Raw genomic sequence first — 17452 nt, 5'->3', positions numbered from 1 at the left:
CACATGGGCCAACCAAACAATCCTGGGAAGAATCAAAGAACTTCCCATGGCACCTACCACCGTGGCAATATTACGAACACGCTGCGCCAGCTGGCCACGTTTCAACCATGACAGACTATTGGCTTTTTGGAATCAGGGAACCCCAATGCCTGGATGATTGTATTGTATTGATGGAAAATGAAAATCTTAAGAAGGCTGTCGGTAAATATGACCGGCAGTCTTTTTTTGACTCATGATCACATATAGCCCGAATGAGCCATTTTCATATATAGATAATTAAGAGAAAATGAGAAAATCATGTAATAATACCGAGTCGTAAGGCTGCTGGAACAAGAATGGAATAGAAGGGAAGTAGCTTGAAAAATGAATAAAACAGGAGTTTGGTTATTTTTTGCATGGACTGTATCAGCTGTAGCAACTAGCGGAAGTTTGTTTCTTAGTGAAGTATGGCATTTTACGCCATGCGTCTTATGTTGGTATCAACGGATCTTCATGTATCCATTAGTCATTGTTTTGGGAATCGCAGCATATCGGCAAAAGACGCACATCGTCCCATATATCCTGCCCCTGGTTATCATTGGCGGAGGCATATCTACATATCATAGTATTATTCAAAAGCTCCCCAAAGAGTCGGGTATTGCTGCATGCGGGCCGGTCTCCTGCTTGAATGACTACTTGAATTGGTTCGGCTGGTTGACGATTCCGATGCTGGCATTTGCCGCGTTCGTGCTCATCGCTGTAGCTCTATTGATGGCCCTGCGCTCGCAGAAGCAACAAACAAACCAGTGATAAGTAAATGACACGTAACAGCCGGCCTAATGGTCGGCTGTTTTCAATCATCACCCACTTTTTATATCTTGCGGTCTTATTCCATATCCCTATCCTCCAACAAGGAGCTTGTGATACATTACTTAAAAATCATGACGAGGAGATGGAATTTGTTATGCATAAAGTAATCAACCCCAAAATCCACTATTTCGGGACTTCGGTCGTGTTGATAAGTACGATCAACGAAGACGGCACCCCCAACCTGGCTCCGATGTCCTCTGCCTGGTGGCTCAATCAATCATGTATGCTTGGAATGAGCAGCAAGTCTCAGACTGTGCAAAATATAATCCGTGAAGGTGAGTGTGTGCTTAATCTCCCGTCGATTGACTTGATTCCCGCAGTTGATCGTCTGACCCTGTTGACAGGTCGCAACCCAGTCCCTGAGTCGAAAGCAGAGAGGGGATATAAGTTTGAGGCGAATAAATTTGGTGTCGCAGGGTTAAATCAACTTCCGTCCCAGCTTGTTCAAGCACCGCGTGTGAAAGAATGCCCCGTCCATCTGGAAGCCAGGTTTGTAAAGCTCCATCCTTTTGAAGAACCAAGTTCACTTGTTGCCATCGAAGTGCATATTGAAAAGGTTCATATCGAGGAAAATCTTCTTATAGATGGCCAATCAAATTATATTGATCCTTCGAAATGGAATCCGATGATTATGAATTTTTGTGAATATTTCGGTTTAAGTGAGCAATTTTCTGCATCTAAATTAGCCCCGGTATTCGGACCACATTCAGTTGAAAGCATGAATATGTAATGAGTGGTGTGGCATATAAGGGTATGCGATTTGGGACTAGCGTTTGGCTTGAACTCAACAAGTTTGCAATAAAAAAAGCGACAGGATTCAACCTGCCGCTGGTGCTCCAAGGAAAACTAAAATTTCTTCGATGCTGGTATTGATATAAGTGTTCATTCCAGATATGTACTTGCTGAACTCTTCCGAAGACATTTTATTTTTGCCTTGCATATAAGACTTGATCTCTTGAATGCTGTCGGATTTGTATTTGTTCAATTTCTTTAGCATGACGTTGCTTCTTTTTTTTATGTCGGATGTCTGCTTGCTACAAGTTTTCTTTGCTTCGCTGAGACTTTTTTTTGCCTTATCAAGTGACATTTTCGCTTGGCTCAACGCTTCTTTACTGGCTTTAGCCTTCTTAAGGCTGTTATATTCAGTAGAAAGTTGTTTGAATTGAGTGGTTAGCGAGGTCACATTCACGCACACAGGGTGCTTGTACGCTTTTTGGGCAGCCTTCACTTTTTTCACCTGTGCGTTATAGTCCTTAAAGTACAGTTTATGAATCTCAGACGTAGAAACGGATGCTGCAAAAGCCTGTGACGGAATGAACAATGCCAGCATCAAAAGTAATACAAAAGTCTTTTTCATTAGGATATGCACCTCTTCAGTTGTAGTGCTTATAGCATATACCATAATTTGTAACCTATCAATATATTAGTAGAAAACCTAGCTCTAATTTCTCCAGCCCCATAATCACGCAGCCTCATAGCTATTCTTAATATTTGCGCACCTTCATACAATGAATGGATGCGGCAATCCTATGAAGAACGGCATATATAATGTGGCCGGGAAGGAGGATGGAATGCTTCTTGGAACGATATTACGTATGTGGGGGAAACCGAAAATAGATGGAGGAAGGCTCGGACAGGATTTGAAGCCAAAAGCAGAGATTCCAACCGGTATGGAAGTCAGCTCTTTGCTGGCTGTCGGTCATTCGCTTGGCCCCCAGTCAGGGGTACAGCGGGGTGTAAGAGCATGGCCTTGACGGGGAGCGGATTGCTGTTAGTAGCACTGACTGGCTTGATGGGGGCGCCGCATTGTCTGATTATGTGCGGAGGGATTGTTTCGTCTCTGGCCCTTCGAACCAGCAGTTCTCCGCTTGCTTCTGTGTTAGCCTACAACGCTGGCAGAGTGACAACGTACACAATGATCGGAGGCTTTATGGGGATCATGGGCTCTTTCCTGGATGTGGCTGGCAGCTTTGTAGGCTTTCAAGGTGCGGCCAGCATCATTGGTGGACTGCTCATTCTGCTGTGGACTTTTCGGCGGTACACATTGCCCATTTATAACGCTCATCTGCCGAGACATTCGTTTTTTCATCTGAAATTGGAACGGCTTGGTCAGCGATATGAGTTGTTTGCGACTTTTCTAACCGGCCTTCTACTCGGTTTTATTCCATGCGGTTTGACCTATGCGATGCACATGAGTGCAGCGGCATCCGGTTCTGGTTTGGAAGGTCTCTTGATCATGCTGGTGTTTGGACTTTCGACTTTTCCCATTCTGCTCCTAACGGGGCTGTCTGCCGGCAGTTTGACGAAAAAGTGGCGTAGTGGAATGCGTAAATTCGGAGGGATTTTGGCCTTTACAGTGGGAATGCTGTCTATTTTAAAAGGACTTAGCGTCAACGGATGGATTCCGGGAATTCACCCATGGTTATGGTAAACAGGACTAGCGAACTTTGAACAACGTCTTCACCGTGACATATTCATTCTCCCAACGAAGGACCGCTTCCGCCTGCCAAAGTCCTTGCATAACAGGTACGGCCGTTGCACTGTATACACCCGGCTTTGATTCGACAATTACGGCGGGGAACACACCACAAAACATATCTGGCATCTTGAGGTTGAGTTTGATATCGGCGTTAACAACGGGCTTCTCAGGCAGCTCGGTAATGAAAACCTGAAAGGACGTCTCCTTCATGGGTTCTGCAACAGAGTGAACGGTTTGTATTTCCATGCGAAGTTGCCCATCCGTATAAAGATCTTCTACTTTGGGACGATCGTGAACTTGCCGGTACAGAATTATAGCCGCGATCATAAAGAGCAACAACAAAGCAATGCCCCATCTTGTCTTCATGATATCCCTTCTTTCGCCTGAAAACATGAGTATTCTCTCATAGGTATGTAAGAAAAGGTCAGAACATGCACATATAGATGAGGCTTTAGTTCTGAAATATGTGCCCGAACCCAAATTAATATCGCCAAGAAATCCGTACCGGAACAATTTCCCCTCTGCAACCTTCCAGGGATGTAGGAACGTCCCTGACATAGTTGCGGAGGTTTTTTTGTGCCAAATGAACTTTTATCACCTCAGTCATCTCTTATCTATGAAAAGGAGGGAGAAAATGAAAGTAAGCCGTCTTGTCTCACAAGCCCAAAGAGGCAACAAGGAAGCTTTATTACAACTAATCATGGCTGATCAGGACGCTTATTATCGTCTTGCTTATTCATATATGGGGAACGAGCACGATGCGATGGATGCGATGGAAGACATGATCGTTACAATTTATGAAAAGGTTGATCAGCTGCAAAATGGCGCAGCATTCTATAGCTGGAGCAAAACCATTCTCGTTAATCGGTGCAAAACATTACTTCGTAAAAAGAAGAGATTTCTTCCAATGGAAGAGGAACAAGAATCATCCCTTGCTGGATTCACTGACGATAATCCATATCGTAAAACAGAATCTGAGATGGATATGCAGCTATTGTTATCTCATCTGACTGCAAAGCAACGGGAAGTGATCGAACTTCGTTATGTCCACGACCTGCCGTATCAGACGATTGCGGACATGACGGGCGCACCGCTTGGAACAATCAAATCAAGAATGTCACAAGGAATACAAAAGCTCAAAGTCTTGATTGGAGGTGATCGTTATGAGAACGATCGAGGAGAAATTACAGGAGTACAAACAGAGCTTTGACATGGTACAAGCCCCATCAGAACTTGAGAACAGACTCCGCAATGCACTTCGGAATGTGCCAGCCAAAAAAAGAAAAAGGAATATAGCTCTGCCTTGGATTGCATCAACTGCAGCTGCCCTCCTTCTGATTGCCGGAATGTATCAATATCCTGCCTTCGCTTATTATGGAGCCAAGTTGCTTGAAAAAAACGAATTGATCGCTCTCAGCTTTTCTGAAGTGGCGGAGCATGGGTACGGACAAACGGTCAATAAGAGCAAAACGTTTGATGACGGCACTATTATTACTGTCAATGGTGTTATTTCAGACGATAATGCATTTCTAATGTATTACACCATTAAGCTTCCCGTAGGCTCCGTTATTGATACCGATGGATCGTTTGATTACAATGTAGATAAATTGCAAGGGTTCCTGACTGATTCAGATCCGAAAGAAGGGAGCGGCCATTATAACAAAGGCGAATCGCAATATGAGGGAGTATATAAATTCGAGCCTGTTAGTCCATTCTCCAGAACATTAACTGTTACATTCAGTAAGTGGTTGGATAATGGGGAACGGTCTTCCTATCCGATCTCCTTCAAGTTTGAAGCGAATAAAGCGATGAAGAGCATTGTAAAACAGAAAATATCTAAATCCATTCCTGTCGATCAGGGGGCGATTCACTATGACTCCATTACGGCTTCACCAACCTCAACGATTGTGAAGGGACATTATGAACTGGAGAATAAGGGTTACCCGAGAATATCAGAGAAAACAAAGCTATATGTGAATGGAACAGAATTAAAGCGCTGGGGAATGCGGTCGAATCATAATGGTGAAGCGGGCATCCCAGGATTCGAAATTGAATTTGATGTGCTTCCTACAGAGAAGGTTAAGACCATTGAACTCATACTCGAAGCATTCGAAGGATTTCAGAAAGTGGAAGAAGCGATTTCCCTTGCCTCACCATCAGATCAATCGATCAAGATAGGCGAAGAAAAGTTATGGATTCGAAGTGTAACAAAAACAGCTACAGGTTATGACATCGTTATCGCCAGAAAACAATTTACAATCTTGGAAACGGATAATTTATCCATACTAGCAGCTGGTAACACAGTTCCCGTATCATCGATGTCCACTTCAAGACCTTGGGATCTGAATAACGGTAACATCCTGTGGGAGCAGACGTATTCATTTAACACAAGGGATAAACCAGAACACTTGCTACTGGAAGGATTTCAATATATTAAAACGTACGATAAGACTATATCCATTCCTTTAGATATCAAATAACATTTCAGGATAATCAATTTTTACTTCTAAATGCAAATTTGTTTAATTTCATAGCCATGTTAGGATAACCAATATTATTATTGGATTTGTTATTGTTGGATTCGTCATAAGCATGACTGCAGCATACGGAGTGCAACAATATTTTGAATACCTGTGAGGTCTGTAATAGTTAAATGGATGGATCTGATGATTTCGGATATGCTGGGTCTTGCTTCTCTGATCGACATCATATGGCTGTTGCCCCTGAAAGGGTAGGGATTCAGCATTTTTCTGATGAAATTGTGAAGGCTGGCTATGATCACACCAAAGAATTGATTCGTATCCGGTAGGAAAGTCCGGTTGATTTCTCATTACTTGAGAAAATGATCGAGTTTAATGTAGGTAAGGCAGACTGTTCAATTTTTTGGCGGAAATAAGAGTACTTAAGGAAATCCCCTTGGAAAAGGGGATTTTTGATTTCTGATCGAGGAGTCGCCTTGTAGAGAGTAAATTGAAAAGTTGTGCCATAAATGAATGAAACGAGACGTTACTTGACAACGTAATAACGAAAGGGAGTCATGGCATAATCAAAACTGGAATAAACCTCTGCTGCTTTAACTGGAGCTTAGTTGTTTTAGTCAGAGGTTTAACCATAAAATTTCTCAGTTAAGAGGGGAGAAGTACTGTTGGAATCACTTTGGTTGGAGTATGCTTGGGCATTACTAATTCTAATTGGATTGGAAGGTTTACTATCGGCGGATAATGCCCTTGTTCTGGCAGTGATCGCGAAGCACTTACCGGAGGACCAGAAAAAGAAGGCTATTAATTATGGGATCATTATGGCTTTTGTTTTTCGCTTCGCTGCTCTGTTTGCAATATCGTTTATTGCGAATGTCTGGCAAATACAGGCGATCGGAGCTGCTTATCTTCTATACCTCGGGTTAAAGCACATCATCAAAGCGCGTTTCGGTAAGGAAAACACGAATATTCGCGAGGACGTAAAGAAAGATGCTGCCGGTAAAGGCTTCTGGCCAACGGTAAGCAAAATTGCTATTGCAGATCTCGCCTTTGCAATTGATTCCATTCTTGCTGCAGTGGCTTTGGCACTGGGTCTCCCAGATTCCCCGCTTCCGGATTTCGGCGGTATGGACGGAGGACAATTCTTGGTTGTCGTGCTTGGCGGAATCGCCGGGCTCGTTCTGATCAAATTTGCTGCCACATGGTTTGTAAAGCTGCTTGCGCAGCGGCCAGCACTGGAGACCACGGCTTATGCCATCGTGGCATGGGTCGGTGTCAAGCTCGCTGTGATTACTTTGGCCCATGAAGATATTGGAGTGTTAAATCATGATTTCCCACATAGCACAGTCTGGACCATTATTTTCTATGGTGTCTTGGTGGCGATAGCTCTTCTCGGTTGGTTTGCTCCTGCTAAAAATAAACAGTCACAAACCGGTCAACTCTAGTTCCGTGCTTTCCTTCATTGCAGGCAGATGGCCTTTCCGTATCGGAGGGCCATTTTGCATCAGATTGAATAGGATTCATTGATAACAAATAAAGACAGACCAAGGGGTTCTTGATATATGTATTATGAAATAAATGGCGAAACGGTTGATTCTGCTGAGGTTTTGGATTATTTACAAAAGAACTATGTGCTCCATGTCTGTAAATATGTGCAAGAGAAAACAGGATGTACACTAGCCGAAGCAAGGAAGTTATACGTAAAAATGCTTCAGAACGAAGGCATTGAAGAAAAACCGAGTACCTTGGAGATTTTAACGTACTTAAGGGCTGAATACGAAGATAAAGACTGATATCATACTGATAATAGTAGTAGCTGGCATGGCTTCGGCTATAACGCGGATGCGATCAGCCGTCTGCTCCTGGGCCAGCGGCCGATGACGGGGATTACTGAGTCCTCGAATGCAGAGGAGGGACATATGTTCTGGAAATGTAGTCCGTTATCGGATGCCGAACGACCGAGACAAGCCTTTTCACTCGATCGGATTTATAGTATGCTAACCATATTAGGGAGGAGTGGGAATTTATGGTGAAACAACTGATCATCGGAGACGCTCTGCACGAATTGGCCCATACGCGCCGCATCCTAGAGTGCTTACCCGAGGAGCATATGACGTGGAAACCGCACGTCAAATCCATGACGTTAGGCGGGCTCGCCACGCACCTGATCAACTTGCTGAACTGGCAAGTCGCGATTTTTCTTTACCCGGAATTCGATCTTTCGACCGTGCCGCTTCGGCGGGAAGCTTTGGAAAGACGCGAAGACATGCTGGAGGAATTTGACGCGAACGTTATCAAGCTTGAACAGCTGTTAGCCGAATGCGATGAGAAAGCGCTCGCAGAGGAATGGACCTTGCGGAACGGCGACCATATCATTCTGCGCCAACCGCGGGCAGTCGCGCTTCGCACCTTCGGTTTAAGCCATATGGTTCACCATCGGGCGCAGCTCGGGGTATATTTGCGGCTGCTTGATATTCCGGTGCCGGGCATCTACGGTCCCTCAGCCGATGAGGAAGGCAAGTGAACGAGAAGCGCCGAATAGTCGCAGGGCACTTGTACGAGACAAGAACACATACACATACGAAGTCGCGGAAATCGCGGCTTTTTTTGTCAGCGGATATAGACAAAAAAATTATATTCTAACTGAGCAGATGATACTCTAATTCCAATCGGCCTTGGAAGCCAAACCTGAAGATAACGGGCAGTTTTATTGAATCAATTATTTAAGGAAACTGGGCGTTTTCGAGTGTAATCATTGTGTTATTCAAAAGAGCAATCTAAAAGAAATCCATGTATTATTAATTTGCTATGATCGAAAATAGGAGTTGTCAACAAGTCAAATTCATATTGGAGGGATGGACATGAACCAAAACAAATGCAACAAACAAAATTGCGACGCAAGTAGGTGAATGCGAGATTGTAATCACCCGCGTATTTGATGCTTCACGTGATCTTGTGTTTGATGTTTGGACGAAAGAGGAACACCTATCGAAGTGGTGGGGGCCACAAGGTTTTACGATGACTATTCAGCAGTTTGATATGAAGCCGGACGGTACATGGGAGTTTATCATGCTCGGTCCTGATGGCGTTGATTTTTCCAAATACCAACTGACGTTAACGGGAAACGTTGGTTCAAATCAGATAGTGTAAAACCTTCCATTTAATCTGATTGTTGAAGGAGTGTACGTATGAAGACATTAGGGTCGATGAATGTAGATGTTATAACGTTGTTTGTGGAGGATTTGCAAAGGGTGAGAGCGTTCTATCAAGAAGTATTTCGATGTTCCACCACATATGAAGACGAAGTGTCTGCAGTATTTGATTTCGGAAATATGAGCATTAACCTCCTGAATATTTCCGAGGCATACGGTCTGATCCATCCTGGAACAGTTGCAAGCCGAGAATCCGGATCTCGTTTCCAGTTTACCATTAGGGTGGAAGATGTGGATGCAGTATGTAATGAATTGAATAAACAAGGTGTTGCTCTACTTAATGGTCCAGTGGATCGACCATGGGGGGTACGCACTGCTGCCTTCACAGATCCGGCAGGACATGTCTGGGAGATAGCGCAGCAATTGTTATAGATTTCAGTCTTCAGGCGGAGGTCAACGATGATGAGGTCCTTATAATAAGGAATGGAAAGGAGAGACATACCCAAATCAAGGCGGACATCTTTTAAAGACAAATTGGAGGTTGAAAAGATTGAATAGGCACGACAAAAGCACCAATGCACCAAGCCTTCTACGCAATCGGTTCCTGCAGACGATTTTATTATCAAGCGTACTCCTGCAGATCGGCATCTGGGTACGTAATTTCGCGATCCTCCTGTATGTTGCGGATAGAACAAATAACGATCCATACGCCATTTCGCTTATCAGCGTAGCAGAATTCGCACCTATTTTTGTTTTTTCGTTCATCGGAGGTACATTTGCGGACCGCTGGAGGCCAAAGCGAACGATGATCTGGTGCGATTTATTATCCGCGGTATCGGTATTCGTAGTGCTTCTTACCATACATTACGGTTCTTGGCAATCCGTCTACCTTGTCGCATTCATCTCGGCTATTCTTTCGCAGTTCTCGCAACCTTCAAGTATGCGGTTATTTAAGTATCATGTGTCTGAAGAACAACTGCAGCAAGGGATGGCTTTATTTCAGTCGCTGATGGCCATCTTCATGGTGCTTGGCCCTATGCTTGGCACCTTCGTTTACAGCACGTTTGGACTTGAAACATCCATCGCTGTGATGGGCGTGGTCTTTCTGCTTTCCGCACTCGTCCTGATTCGCCTTCCTGAAGATAATATGAAATCTCAAACGGCCGCAGTCAAAGGGCAATTCCGTAAAGATTTCGCGGAAGGCTTCCGCTATGTTTGGCAAAGCCAAGTGCTGCGCATGCTCGGACTCGCGTTCATTCTCGCAGGACTTGCTGTTGGCGTAGCCCAAGCTCTCAACCTGTTTATCGTAACGGAGCGGCTGGGTAGGAGCGAGGAGTTCCTGCAATATCTGCTGATGGTGAATGGCGTAGCCATGCTGATCGGCGGGGGGATCGTTGCCGTCTTTGCGAAGCGGGTTCCGCCGCAGGTTCTTCTTGCAATAGGCATGCTCGCAGGCGCGGTCTGCACAGCCATTGTCGGTTATTCGACGAGCGTTACGGTCACGCTGACCGTTCAATTTCTGAATGGGCTAGTCTTCCCTTGCATTCATATCGGAATCAGCACCATGATCCTGAAATGGTCACACGCTTCCATTGTCGGTCGGGTGAATGGGGTTCTGAATCCGATGTTCGTAGGCATGATGGTCATTTCCATGTCTTTCGCTGGTGCGTTAAAGGATGCCTTTTCGCTGAGTACGATATATGGCGGAGCCGGATTCCTATTTCTTCTTGGAGCACTGGTCATGGTGCCGATTATGAACCAAAAAGCGCCGGATAACGTACTTACTGCACAAGAGATATAATCTCGCGATATTTATAAGGTTTGATGCAAAAGAGCCGGCTATGAAAAATGAGTCGGTTCTTCTTCATTTTCTGGTGATTAACTTCCAGAGCAAGCAGCCCATGAAGCTACGGTCAGTATGGCGTGACTTGCAATCTATCCATCGGACTAAAATGATTCCTGTCTGAACCTTCTTGTTATTTCCTTCGCCTATAGTGTAGAAACAACAATGCATCATCTTGGTCCAAATTGATAAAGGAGCCCGGATATGTGTTTTGTTTCATCAGATAAAGGAGGAAATAATCATGAAAAAAACAACCATTGTATATCTAAGTGCAGCGTTATTAATCGGAGGAACTTTGTCGTCGCACGCCGTTCATGCGGCTTCCCAAGCGGAAGCAGGGCAAAGCGTAGGAAGCTCCGGATTCAAGCTGAATCCGGCTATTATAAAGGAATACGGGGGAGCCGTATTTGAACTGGAATCTTTAACAGCTACTCCGCAATTCATGGAATATGTCATTTCACGGAATGTCCCTGAAAATATGGATCCGAAAATGGACCGCAATATTATGCTTATGAACTATGTCGTCATGGACAGCAACGGATGGATTTACGACCGTATTCAGGCGGAAGACAAAATGCGCGAAAAACCGGACGGCACGTTTGACCGTTATTATAAAGAGAAACTGGGGGCATTAAAGAGCAAACCGAAGGAACTTATCATCAAGCCCTATGTAGGAGGCAATTATGATGATAAAAGTACAAAGTTAGCGCAAAAAGCCACCGTAACGGCGAAGCTATCGGATACCTATCCGGTTAAGCTGGATCAGGGCAAGATCGGAACCATGACCGTAACGGGTGTGAAATTCGAAAAGAACCGGACCGTGCTAACGTTGTCGATCGAAGGGGAGACGGCATCCATTCAAAACGTTGGAACTTGGCTCGTGGAAAATGGAAAGGCCTTGGATTTAACTCGTAAGGAATTGATCGGCTTAAAAGACGGTGTCTACCGCTACGAACTTGAATTCCCGGCGGTTGATCGAAATGCGGCCCTTCAGGTGATGACTAAGCGAATGACGCCTGTTACGTTTTTGAAAGAGTTGGAGATGAGGATTAAGCTCCAGTAAAAGCCAACCATATGCAGGAAGTAGAAACGGCCATCAGTGCCGTTTCTGTTTTTTTGCACAAATAATGAACCGAACCTCCATTCTGTTCGCCTTTATTGTATAGTACTTTTGGGAGTTGACAGGATGGAAAGCGAAGAACGATTGTTTGAGTTGTGCCGGAAAGGCAATAAAGATGCTTTTTTTAAGCTGGTGGAACCCCTGCTGAGCCGAGTATACAGTACGTCCGCGGCTATTTTGCGCTCCACTCATTTGGCTGAGGATGCGGTACAGAACACGCTGATCGAAGCTTATCAAGCCATTATCAAAGGGAAAAAAATAAGGAATTTCAAATCCTGGTTCAATCATTTGGCGGCCTGCCGTGCATTGGATCTGGTCAGACAAAGGTCACGCCACGCTAATGTTTCGGGAAATATCGATGAGCTGGAGCTTCCGGACGAGCATGAATCACCGCTCGAAGCCGTACTGAAAAAAGAGAGGGGATCCGAACTGCTGGAATGCGTCATGTCACTGGACATCCACCATCGGTCCGTCATTGCGCTGTATTATTACCAGGAGCTGTCCATCGATGAGATCGCCGACGTTCTGGGCATCAAGGCCGGGACGGTTAAATCGCGGCTTCATACCGCCAGACTAAAGCTGAGCCAAACGGCATCCCGACTAAAAATGGAGCAGGTGATCGAATGTTAAACCAGGATGAACGGCAGCTGAAGAAAAATATACAGCAATCGTTAGATGAAATTCCGCTTCCTGATTCTTTAATTCAATTTGCCAAGGAGGTACCGCTTTGTTATCAGCAGCCGGAGGAGGACATCGTGGTGACGAAGCCACGGCAGCGAAGCGGCAGAAGAAGGTATACAATAGCTGCAGCCTGCATGGTATTGGTCTTATCTCTGGGTTTCACCGTGCAGAAGTCTCCGGCTCTTGCCGCTATGGTCAAAGGGATTCCCGGCTTCTCCATCGTTTCGGATTGGCTGGACACGCTGCGCGGTCATGATGGCGTTGAGAATGCCCAATCCCATGGCTACAGTCCGTTTGAACCTGTCGTGAAACAGTTTGATGGGGTGACAGTCAGCATCAGCGATGTATATTTGACGAGCGATAGGCTGTCATATAAAGTGTTCATTAAATCCGACCGTTTGAAACAACATGTCTTTAAAAGACAGGACGGCAGTTTAGATCTTAACAGGGAAGCACCGGTCTATTCCGTAAATATTCCTGAAATTGCTGATGGAGGCAGCAGCGCTAGCGTTGTGATCGAATCGAGCGGTGATGCAAAGGAGCCGATACTGGTCATCAGCCGGATTGGTGAAGTAAATCCAGAGGATGTCAACATGTTTTTAAACCAAAACCCTAAAGAACTGCAATTTGAAATCGGTATTCGACCCTACGTTGATGAAGACGGTAAACAAACAACAGATACACTCAAGATGAGTGTTCCTTTTCATCATACGGACTGGTTGGAGGATCGGATCATACCGATTCATCAGACCGTCAATGTGGCGGGGGACCCGGATTTGCGGGAAATGACGCTGGAGCATATAAAAATTACACCGACCAATACCTATCTCGATATCAAAATCGCGGATGAAGCGAATTACTATCTGTTATTCGGCCATTCTGGAGCCGCCCCATTTGTAACGGATGATAAGGGGAAGAAGTACCAATTGCATACGGACACCCCGCAGAACATGGTGGATGTTCCCGGTGGGAAACGGATGAACGGCAACAAGCTTATGTTTACCGGCTCCCCTTACTTCGATGAGTCGGTGAATTCTCTTACGCTGCACTTGGATCAAGTGCTACTGACAGAAAAGAGCCCGGGCGGATCGTTTACCCTTTCGCTAGACGAAACGTATCCAAAGAAAGTCCGCTTTAAAGACCAGGAGTTAACGATAATCGGGGCGAGTTACAAGAACGACTATTTGCGGTTGAAAATTAAAAAGGAAAGTAACAATCATAACAAGCGTTTGGGTATTTTGTTTGCAATGTACCCTGAAGCCAAAGGGAGTTTAAATCCCGAATTACAGGAGCGTTTCGATAAAGGCATCGGGATAGATTCAGGGGAAGCACGAGTGAGAAGCGAACAGGACGATTACTATGAAGTACGAGTTTTCGCTCCCAAACTGGAAACCTATGAAATTGTAATGTACCGGGAAGCTGCCCCGGTCCGGATAAACCAAGACATTACAATTCCTATCCGTTCACTACGATGACCGTGAAGAAACACTACTTGATTTCTTTTCCAACATGAATATGAGGTGGTTGCATGGATAACAAATTATATGATCGCATCAAGGGCGGCCTGTACGGAGTGGCTGTAGGCGACGCTCTTGGTGGAACGACGGAGTTTATGAGCGAGCGGGAGATTAAGGAGAAGCACGGTTATTTGACGGAGATTATCGGCGGCGGGGTGTGGCAGCTGAAACCGGGGGAAGTGACCGATGATACGATGATGACGCTTTGCGTGGCAGAAGGGATACTCGAAAACCCTGATGAGCCGCTGGAGGCGATCGGGCGTTTCTTTATGGAATGGTACCAATCACGGCCCAAAGACATAGGGAGTATCATCCGTCATGTTTTTCAAAAATACGAGGGAGACTGGTTTGAAGCGGCCTTTGTTGCGCACATGGATATGGGGCAAAGCGCCGGGAATGGATCCCTCATGCGCTGCCTGCCGGCGGCCCTGGCCTATAAGGCCCTGGCGGATATTGACCGAGTGACAATCTTGCAGTCACGGATGACGCATTATGATCCAAGGTGCGCCGAAGTCTGCGTTTTGTACAACCGAATGGCGCAACGCCTTCTAAAGGGCGAAAATTTGAGAGCAGCCATCATGACCGAGGTGGTGGGAAGTGAATACGAAGGCATCATTGAAGCACAGCCGGATTGCCCGGCAAGCGGTTTTGTGGTGCATACCTTCCGGTGGGTACTACATATTTTACTCCATACGTCAGATTTTGCAGGAGCCGTACAGAAGGCGGCAAATCTAGGGGAAGATTCCGATACGATCGGCGCAATTGCCGGTGGGTTGGCAGGTATCTACTACGGATATGAGGGCATTCCTGCCCGATATGCGGAAGCGATCCTCATCCAAGAGAGACTCGATCGGATAATTTCGCAGCTGTATGCACTGAAAACTTCTTAGAGTTGTTTGTCACCCTGCAGAAATTGAACAGGATTTGCCGGATGTCTGATATCATTCCCTGCTATTCTAAGGATGAAGGGAGGTCGTTGGATGAATGTGCTCGAAAAATTAAATGAAGCATTAGACTACATCGATCAGAATCTCGAGAATGAGATTGATGAACAAGAGATAGCTAAACGTGCTTACTGTTCGGTTTTTCATTTCAAAAGAATGTTCTCATACCTGGCAGGTATTCCTCTTCAAGAATATATTCGCCGCAGACGTCTTACGCTCGCAGCATTTGATTTGCAGGACAGAACAGTCAAAGTGATCGATATTGCCATTAAGTACGGTTACAATTCTCCAGACGCATTTACTCGCGCTTTTCAAGGATTACATGGAATTACACCAACAGAGGCAAGAAATACCAGCCATTCACTACAAGCTTTTCCTCCAATGACCTTTCGATTATCAATAGGAGGTAGTGAGCCCATGAGGTTTAGAATTGAGCAAAAGGACGCATTTCATGTGGTTGGGATAAGTAATAGAGTTACACCAGTAGATTCTGGAGAACATCCTGGTGTGGCACAGGTCTGGGGATCAACAGACAAGGAAACGTACAACTTATTGAAAGCACTTAACAATTTAGAACCATATGGAATTTTGCATGTGAATGTTGGAGATGCAATACGACTGAAGCAAGATTTTGATTATTACATGGGAGTTGCTTCAACAGAACCCTGTCCAGAATACTTCTCTAAATTATCTGTACCAGCTATGACATGGGTCGTATTTGAAGTTATGGTCCCGTGGGGGAAGGAGAAATGGCACCGTATTTATGGAGAATGGTTTCCTTCCTCAGGGTATGAGCAAGTTGAAGGGCCAGTGATACAAGTAGGTCCTGATATCGAAGCAGGTATAGAAAAACAGGTGTTTATAGAAGAAAAAAAAGTCGAGTTATGGGTTCCTGTAATTAAAGTAGTCCGGTAGAAAAACACTCCATTACGAGTGTTTTTTCTTGTTAATTGAAACCTGTATCTAATGACAGATGTCTCGTAAATCACCCTCTGTATGAAATGGGATGCTTCAACCATAATAAGACAGATTGTTTTATTCCAAACATACAGAGGAGCAGATGAATGTGAAAAACAAAGGATTGGCGGCATTACTGTTAACCTTGGCGCTAGTTTTTGCCATGACGCCAGTAGTACCTGTGCAAGCGAAGGTTGCTAAGGAAAAGGATTGCCTAAGTCCCAAAATGGTGCAGCTAAAAACCGATATGCAGAAAGTGTGGATCGACCACACAATATGGACAAGAAGCTATATTGTCAGCGCCGTATCCAATCGACCTGATCAGAAGGACGTATTGGACCGGCTATTGCAGAACCAGCAGGACATAGGCAATGTGATCAAGCCATATTATGGAGAAGCCGCAGGCAATAAGCTGGCTGATCTTCTAAGAGAGCATATTCTGATCGCAGTGAAAATTGTAGACGCTGCCAAAGCGGGCAATCAGGCAGATGTAACCAAGTTAGAGGCAGATTGGCATAGAAACGCCGACGATATCGCTAAATTTTTAAGCGCAGCGAATCCGAACTGGCAGTTTAAAACGCTGCAAGATATGCTGTATACGCACCTTCAGTTGATTACGGAAATCGTCGTTAGCTGTATCAAAGGAGATTGGAAAGCGGATATTGCAGCAACTGACAAAAACGAGATCCATATGATTCATTTAGCGGATATTCTGACGGAAGGCATTGTCAAACAATTTCCTGAAAAATTTTGATGCGGCGGTTAAGAAGCAGATATTGTTGGAACAATCATTGGACTCAGACTTAAAACAGCACCTTGTTTTCCATAGGTGCTGTTTTGTTTACGCATTGATTCAAATAAGAAAATAGTGTATTTTAAAGGAATGATAAACCTCCATTACCAGATAAGTGTAATTTGAAAAAAACGAAGCAAGTTAGGTCTTGAGTGATACTGGCCTCTATTTTGGGAAAGGGGGGCTTTAGAATGTTCCTACTCAGTATCATTTTGTATGCGATCGTCGTTTCGTCTGGGTACTTATGGATCAAAAAAAAGCTGAAGGTATCCTACGATTCAGATGGGCTGCTGTATAAGCATATTAATCGATTTCATCTAATTGGGGAGTCCATCATTGTAGTTGTTTTTCTAATCGGCCTTTTCTACATGAGGTTTGTTATGGAATGGAGATTATCGGCTTATCAGGACGTTATTCTTGTAATAGCTATTCTACATGCATTCCGATCCGTTGTTGAAAGACGCCTCAATAAGGATTCCAAACAATACCTCCTCAGTGCTTATACAAGTGTTAGCGGTTTTCTCTTTTTCCTTGGTGTCGAGCTATTTGTGTGACAACACAAGAACACACTTTTTCAATATCCATAGCGAGATTATGATCCGTAACTCTAAATCGAACCATCACTTTATAGAACAAGCGG

At 44.7% G+C, this 17452-nt stretch carries 21 protein-coding genes and 1 pseudogene; 20 read left to right on the top strand and 2 right to left on the bottom strand.

What is annotated here, in order from left to right:
• Positions 1–363: 363 nt before the first annotated feature.
• Both ACOZB4_RS03645 and ACOZB4_RS03640 read left to right on the top strand, forming a co-directional pair.
• Entirely contained in the window at positions 364–789 is a 426-nt protein-coding gene (locus ACOZB4_RS03645; RefSeq protein WP_076321569.1) for a disulfide oxidoreductase, read from the top strand.
• Positions 790–943: 154 nt separating this feature from the next.
• Complete coding sequence (locus ACOZB4_RS03640) at positions 944–1579, top strand: flavin reductase family protein (RefSeq protein WP_379406156.1); 636 nt, start codon at positions 944–946, stop codon at positions 1577–1579.
• Between the two features lie 87 nt (positions 1580–1666).
• Here ACOZB4_RS03640 and ACOZB4_RS03635 read toward each other — a convergent pair whose 3' ends face one another.
• Positions 1667–2206, bottom strand: coding sequence for a hypothetical protein (locus ACOZB4_RS03635; RefSeq protein WP_379405981.1), 540 nt, complete (start codon positions 2204–2206; stop codon positions 1667–1669).
• A 172-nt stretch (positions 2207–2378) separates the two neighbouring features.
• On the opposite strand from ACOZB4_RS03635, the gene ACOZB4_RS03630 reads away from it, so the two are divergent.
• Positions 2379–2603, top strand: coding sequence for a hypothetical protein (locus ACOZB4_RS03630; protein ID WP_379405983.1), 225 nt, complete (start codon positions 2379–2381; stop codon positions 2601–2603).
• Positions 2594–3280, top strand: a complete 687-nt coding sequence (locus ACOZB4_RS03625; protein ID WP_379405985.1) for a sulfite exporter TauE/SafE family protein — start codon at positions 2594–2596, stop codon at positions 3278–3280. Before ACOZB4_RS03630 ends, ACOZB4_RS03625 begins: the two co-directional genes overlap by 10 nt.
• 6 nt (positions 3281–3286) lie before the next feature.
• On the opposite strand, the gene ACOZB4_RS03620 is transcribed toward ACOZB4_RS03625, so the two are convergent.
• Entirely contained in the window at positions 3287–3694 is a 408-nt protein-coding gene (locus ACOZB4_RS03620) for a FixH family protein (protein WP_076321564.1), read from the bottom strand.
• A gap of 268 nt (positions 3695–3962) precedes the next feature.
• Between ACOZB4_RS03620 and ACOZB4_RS03615 the strand changes: the two genes are divergently transcribed.
• The 16 genes and pseudogenes from ACOZB4_RS03615 to ACOZB4_RS03540 all read left to right on the top strand — a co-directional run bounded on the left by ACOZB4_RS03615 (position 3963) and on the right by ACOZB4_RS03540 (position 17366).
• On the top strand, positions 3963–4538 hold the full coding sequence (locus ACOZB4_RS03615) for an RNA polymerase sigma factor (protein ID WP_076321563.1): 576 nt from the start codon (positions 3963–3965) through the stop codon (positions 4536–4538).
• Complete coding sequence (locus tag ACOZB4_RS03610; RefSeq protein ID WP_422759469.1) at positions 4492–5808, top strand: DUF4179 domain-containing protein; 1317 nt, start codon at positions 4492–4494, stop codon at positions 5806–5808. Before ACOZB4_RS03615 ends, ACOZB4_RS03610 begins: the two co-directional genes overlap by 47 nt.
• A 221-nt stretch (positions 5809–6029) precedes the next feature.
• Positions 6030–6224 (top strand): annotated as a pseudogene (locus tag ACOZB4_RS03605) (iron chaperone); the annotation flags it as partial.
• Between the two features lie 249 nt (positions 6225–6473).
• On the top strand, positions 6474–7250 hold the full coding sequence (locus ACOZB4_RS03600; protein ID WP_098745678.1) for a TerC family protein: 777 nt from the start codon (positions 6474–6476) through the stop codon (positions 7248–7250).
• Positions 7251–7367: 117 nt separating this feature from the next.
• Positions 7368–7598, top strand: a complete 231-nt coding sequence (locus tag ACOZB4_RS03595) for a hypothetical protein (protein WP_379405990.1) — start codon at positions 7368–7370, stop codon at positions 7596–7598.
• A 233-nt stretch (positions 7599–7831) separates the two neighbouring features.
• Positions 7832–8329: a DinB family protein gene (locus ACOZB4_RS03590; protein ID WP_379405992.1), complete on the top strand. Its 498-nt coding sequence runs from the start codon at positions 7832–7834 to the stop codon at positions 8327–8329.
• Between the two features lie 431 nt (positions 8330–8760).
• Positions 8761–8955: an SRPBCC domain-containing protein gene (locus ACOZB4_RS03585; RefSeq protein WP_379405994.1), complete on the top strand. Its 195-nt coding sequence runs from the start codon at positions 8761–8763 to the stop codon at positions 8953–8955.
• A 38-nt stretch (positions 8956–8993) separates the two neighbouring features.
• Positions 8994–9389, top strand: coding sequence for a VOC family protein (locus ACOZB4_RS03580; RefSeq protein WP_379405996.1), 396 nt, complete (start codon positions 8994–8996; stop codon positions 9387–9389).
• 118 nt (positions 9390–9507) lie between these two features.
• A complete protein-coding gene (locus ACOZB4_RS03575; protein WP_076321558.1) occupies positions 9508–10758 on the top strand; it encodes an MFS transporter in 1251 nt (416 codons plus the stop codon).
• Positions 10759–11041: 283 nt separating this feature from the next.
• Complete coding sequence (locus ACOZB4_RS03570) at positions 11042–11863, top strand: hypothetical protein (RefSeq protein ID WP_379405999.1); 822 nt, start codon at positions 11042–11044, stop codon at positions 11861–11863.
• Between the two features lie 123 nt (positions 11864–11986).
• The gene (locus ACOZB4_RS03565; RefSeq protein ID WP_379406001.1) at positions 11987–12550 is read left to right on the top strand and encodes an RNA polymerase sigma factor; all 564 of its coding nucleotides are present in this window, start codon (positions 11987–11989) and stop codon (positions 12548–12550) included.
• Complete coding sequence (locus ACOZB4_RS03560; RefSeq protein WP_379406003.1) at positions 12544–14076, top strand: DUF4179 domain-containing protein; 1533 nt, start codon at positions 12544–12546, stop codon at positions 14074–14076. Before ACOZB4_RS03565 ends, ACOZB4_RS03560 begins: the two co-directional genes overlap by 7 nt.
• A gap of 53 nt (positions 14077–14129) precedes the next feature.
• Positions 14130–15008: an ADP-ribosylglycohydrolase family protein gene (locus tag ACOZB4_RS03555; RefSeq protein WP_379406005.1), complete on the top strand. Its 879-nt coding sequence runs from the start codon at positions 14130–14132 to the stop codon at positions 15006–15008.
• Between the two features lie 90 nt (positions 15009–15098).
• Positions 15099–15977 carry an AraC family transcriptional regulator gene (locus ACOZB4_RS03550; protein ID WP_379406007.1) on the top strand — a complete coding sequence of 293 codons (879 nt, stop codon included), beginning with the start codon at positions 15099–15101 and terminating at the stop codon, positions 15975–15977.
• A gap of 151 nt (positions 15978–16128) precedes the next feature.
• On the top strand, positions 16129–16773 hold the full coding sequence (locus tag ACOZB4_RS03545) for a glycosyltransferase (RefSeq protein ID WP_379406009.1): 645 nt from the start codon (positions 16129–16131) through the stop codon (positions 16771–16773).
• Between the two features lie 230 nt (positions 16774–17003).
• Positions 17004–17366 (top strand): DUF4181 domain-containing protein, encoded by a 363-nt coding sequence (locus ACOZB4_RS03540; RefSeq protein ID WP_339290235.1) that lies wholly within the window; start codon positions 17004–17006, stop codon positions 17364–17366.
• The last annotated feature ends 86 nt before the right edge of the window (positions 17367–17452 follow it).

The sequence above is a fragment of the Paenibacillus sp. NPDC058898 genome (assembly GCF_049316025.1).
Lineage (GTDB): Bacteria > Bacillota > Bacilli > Paenibacillales > Paenibacillaceae > Paenibacillus_AQ.
Note: the sequence above shows the minus strand (reverse complement) of the source record. Positions and strands in the feature narration are given on the sequence as shown.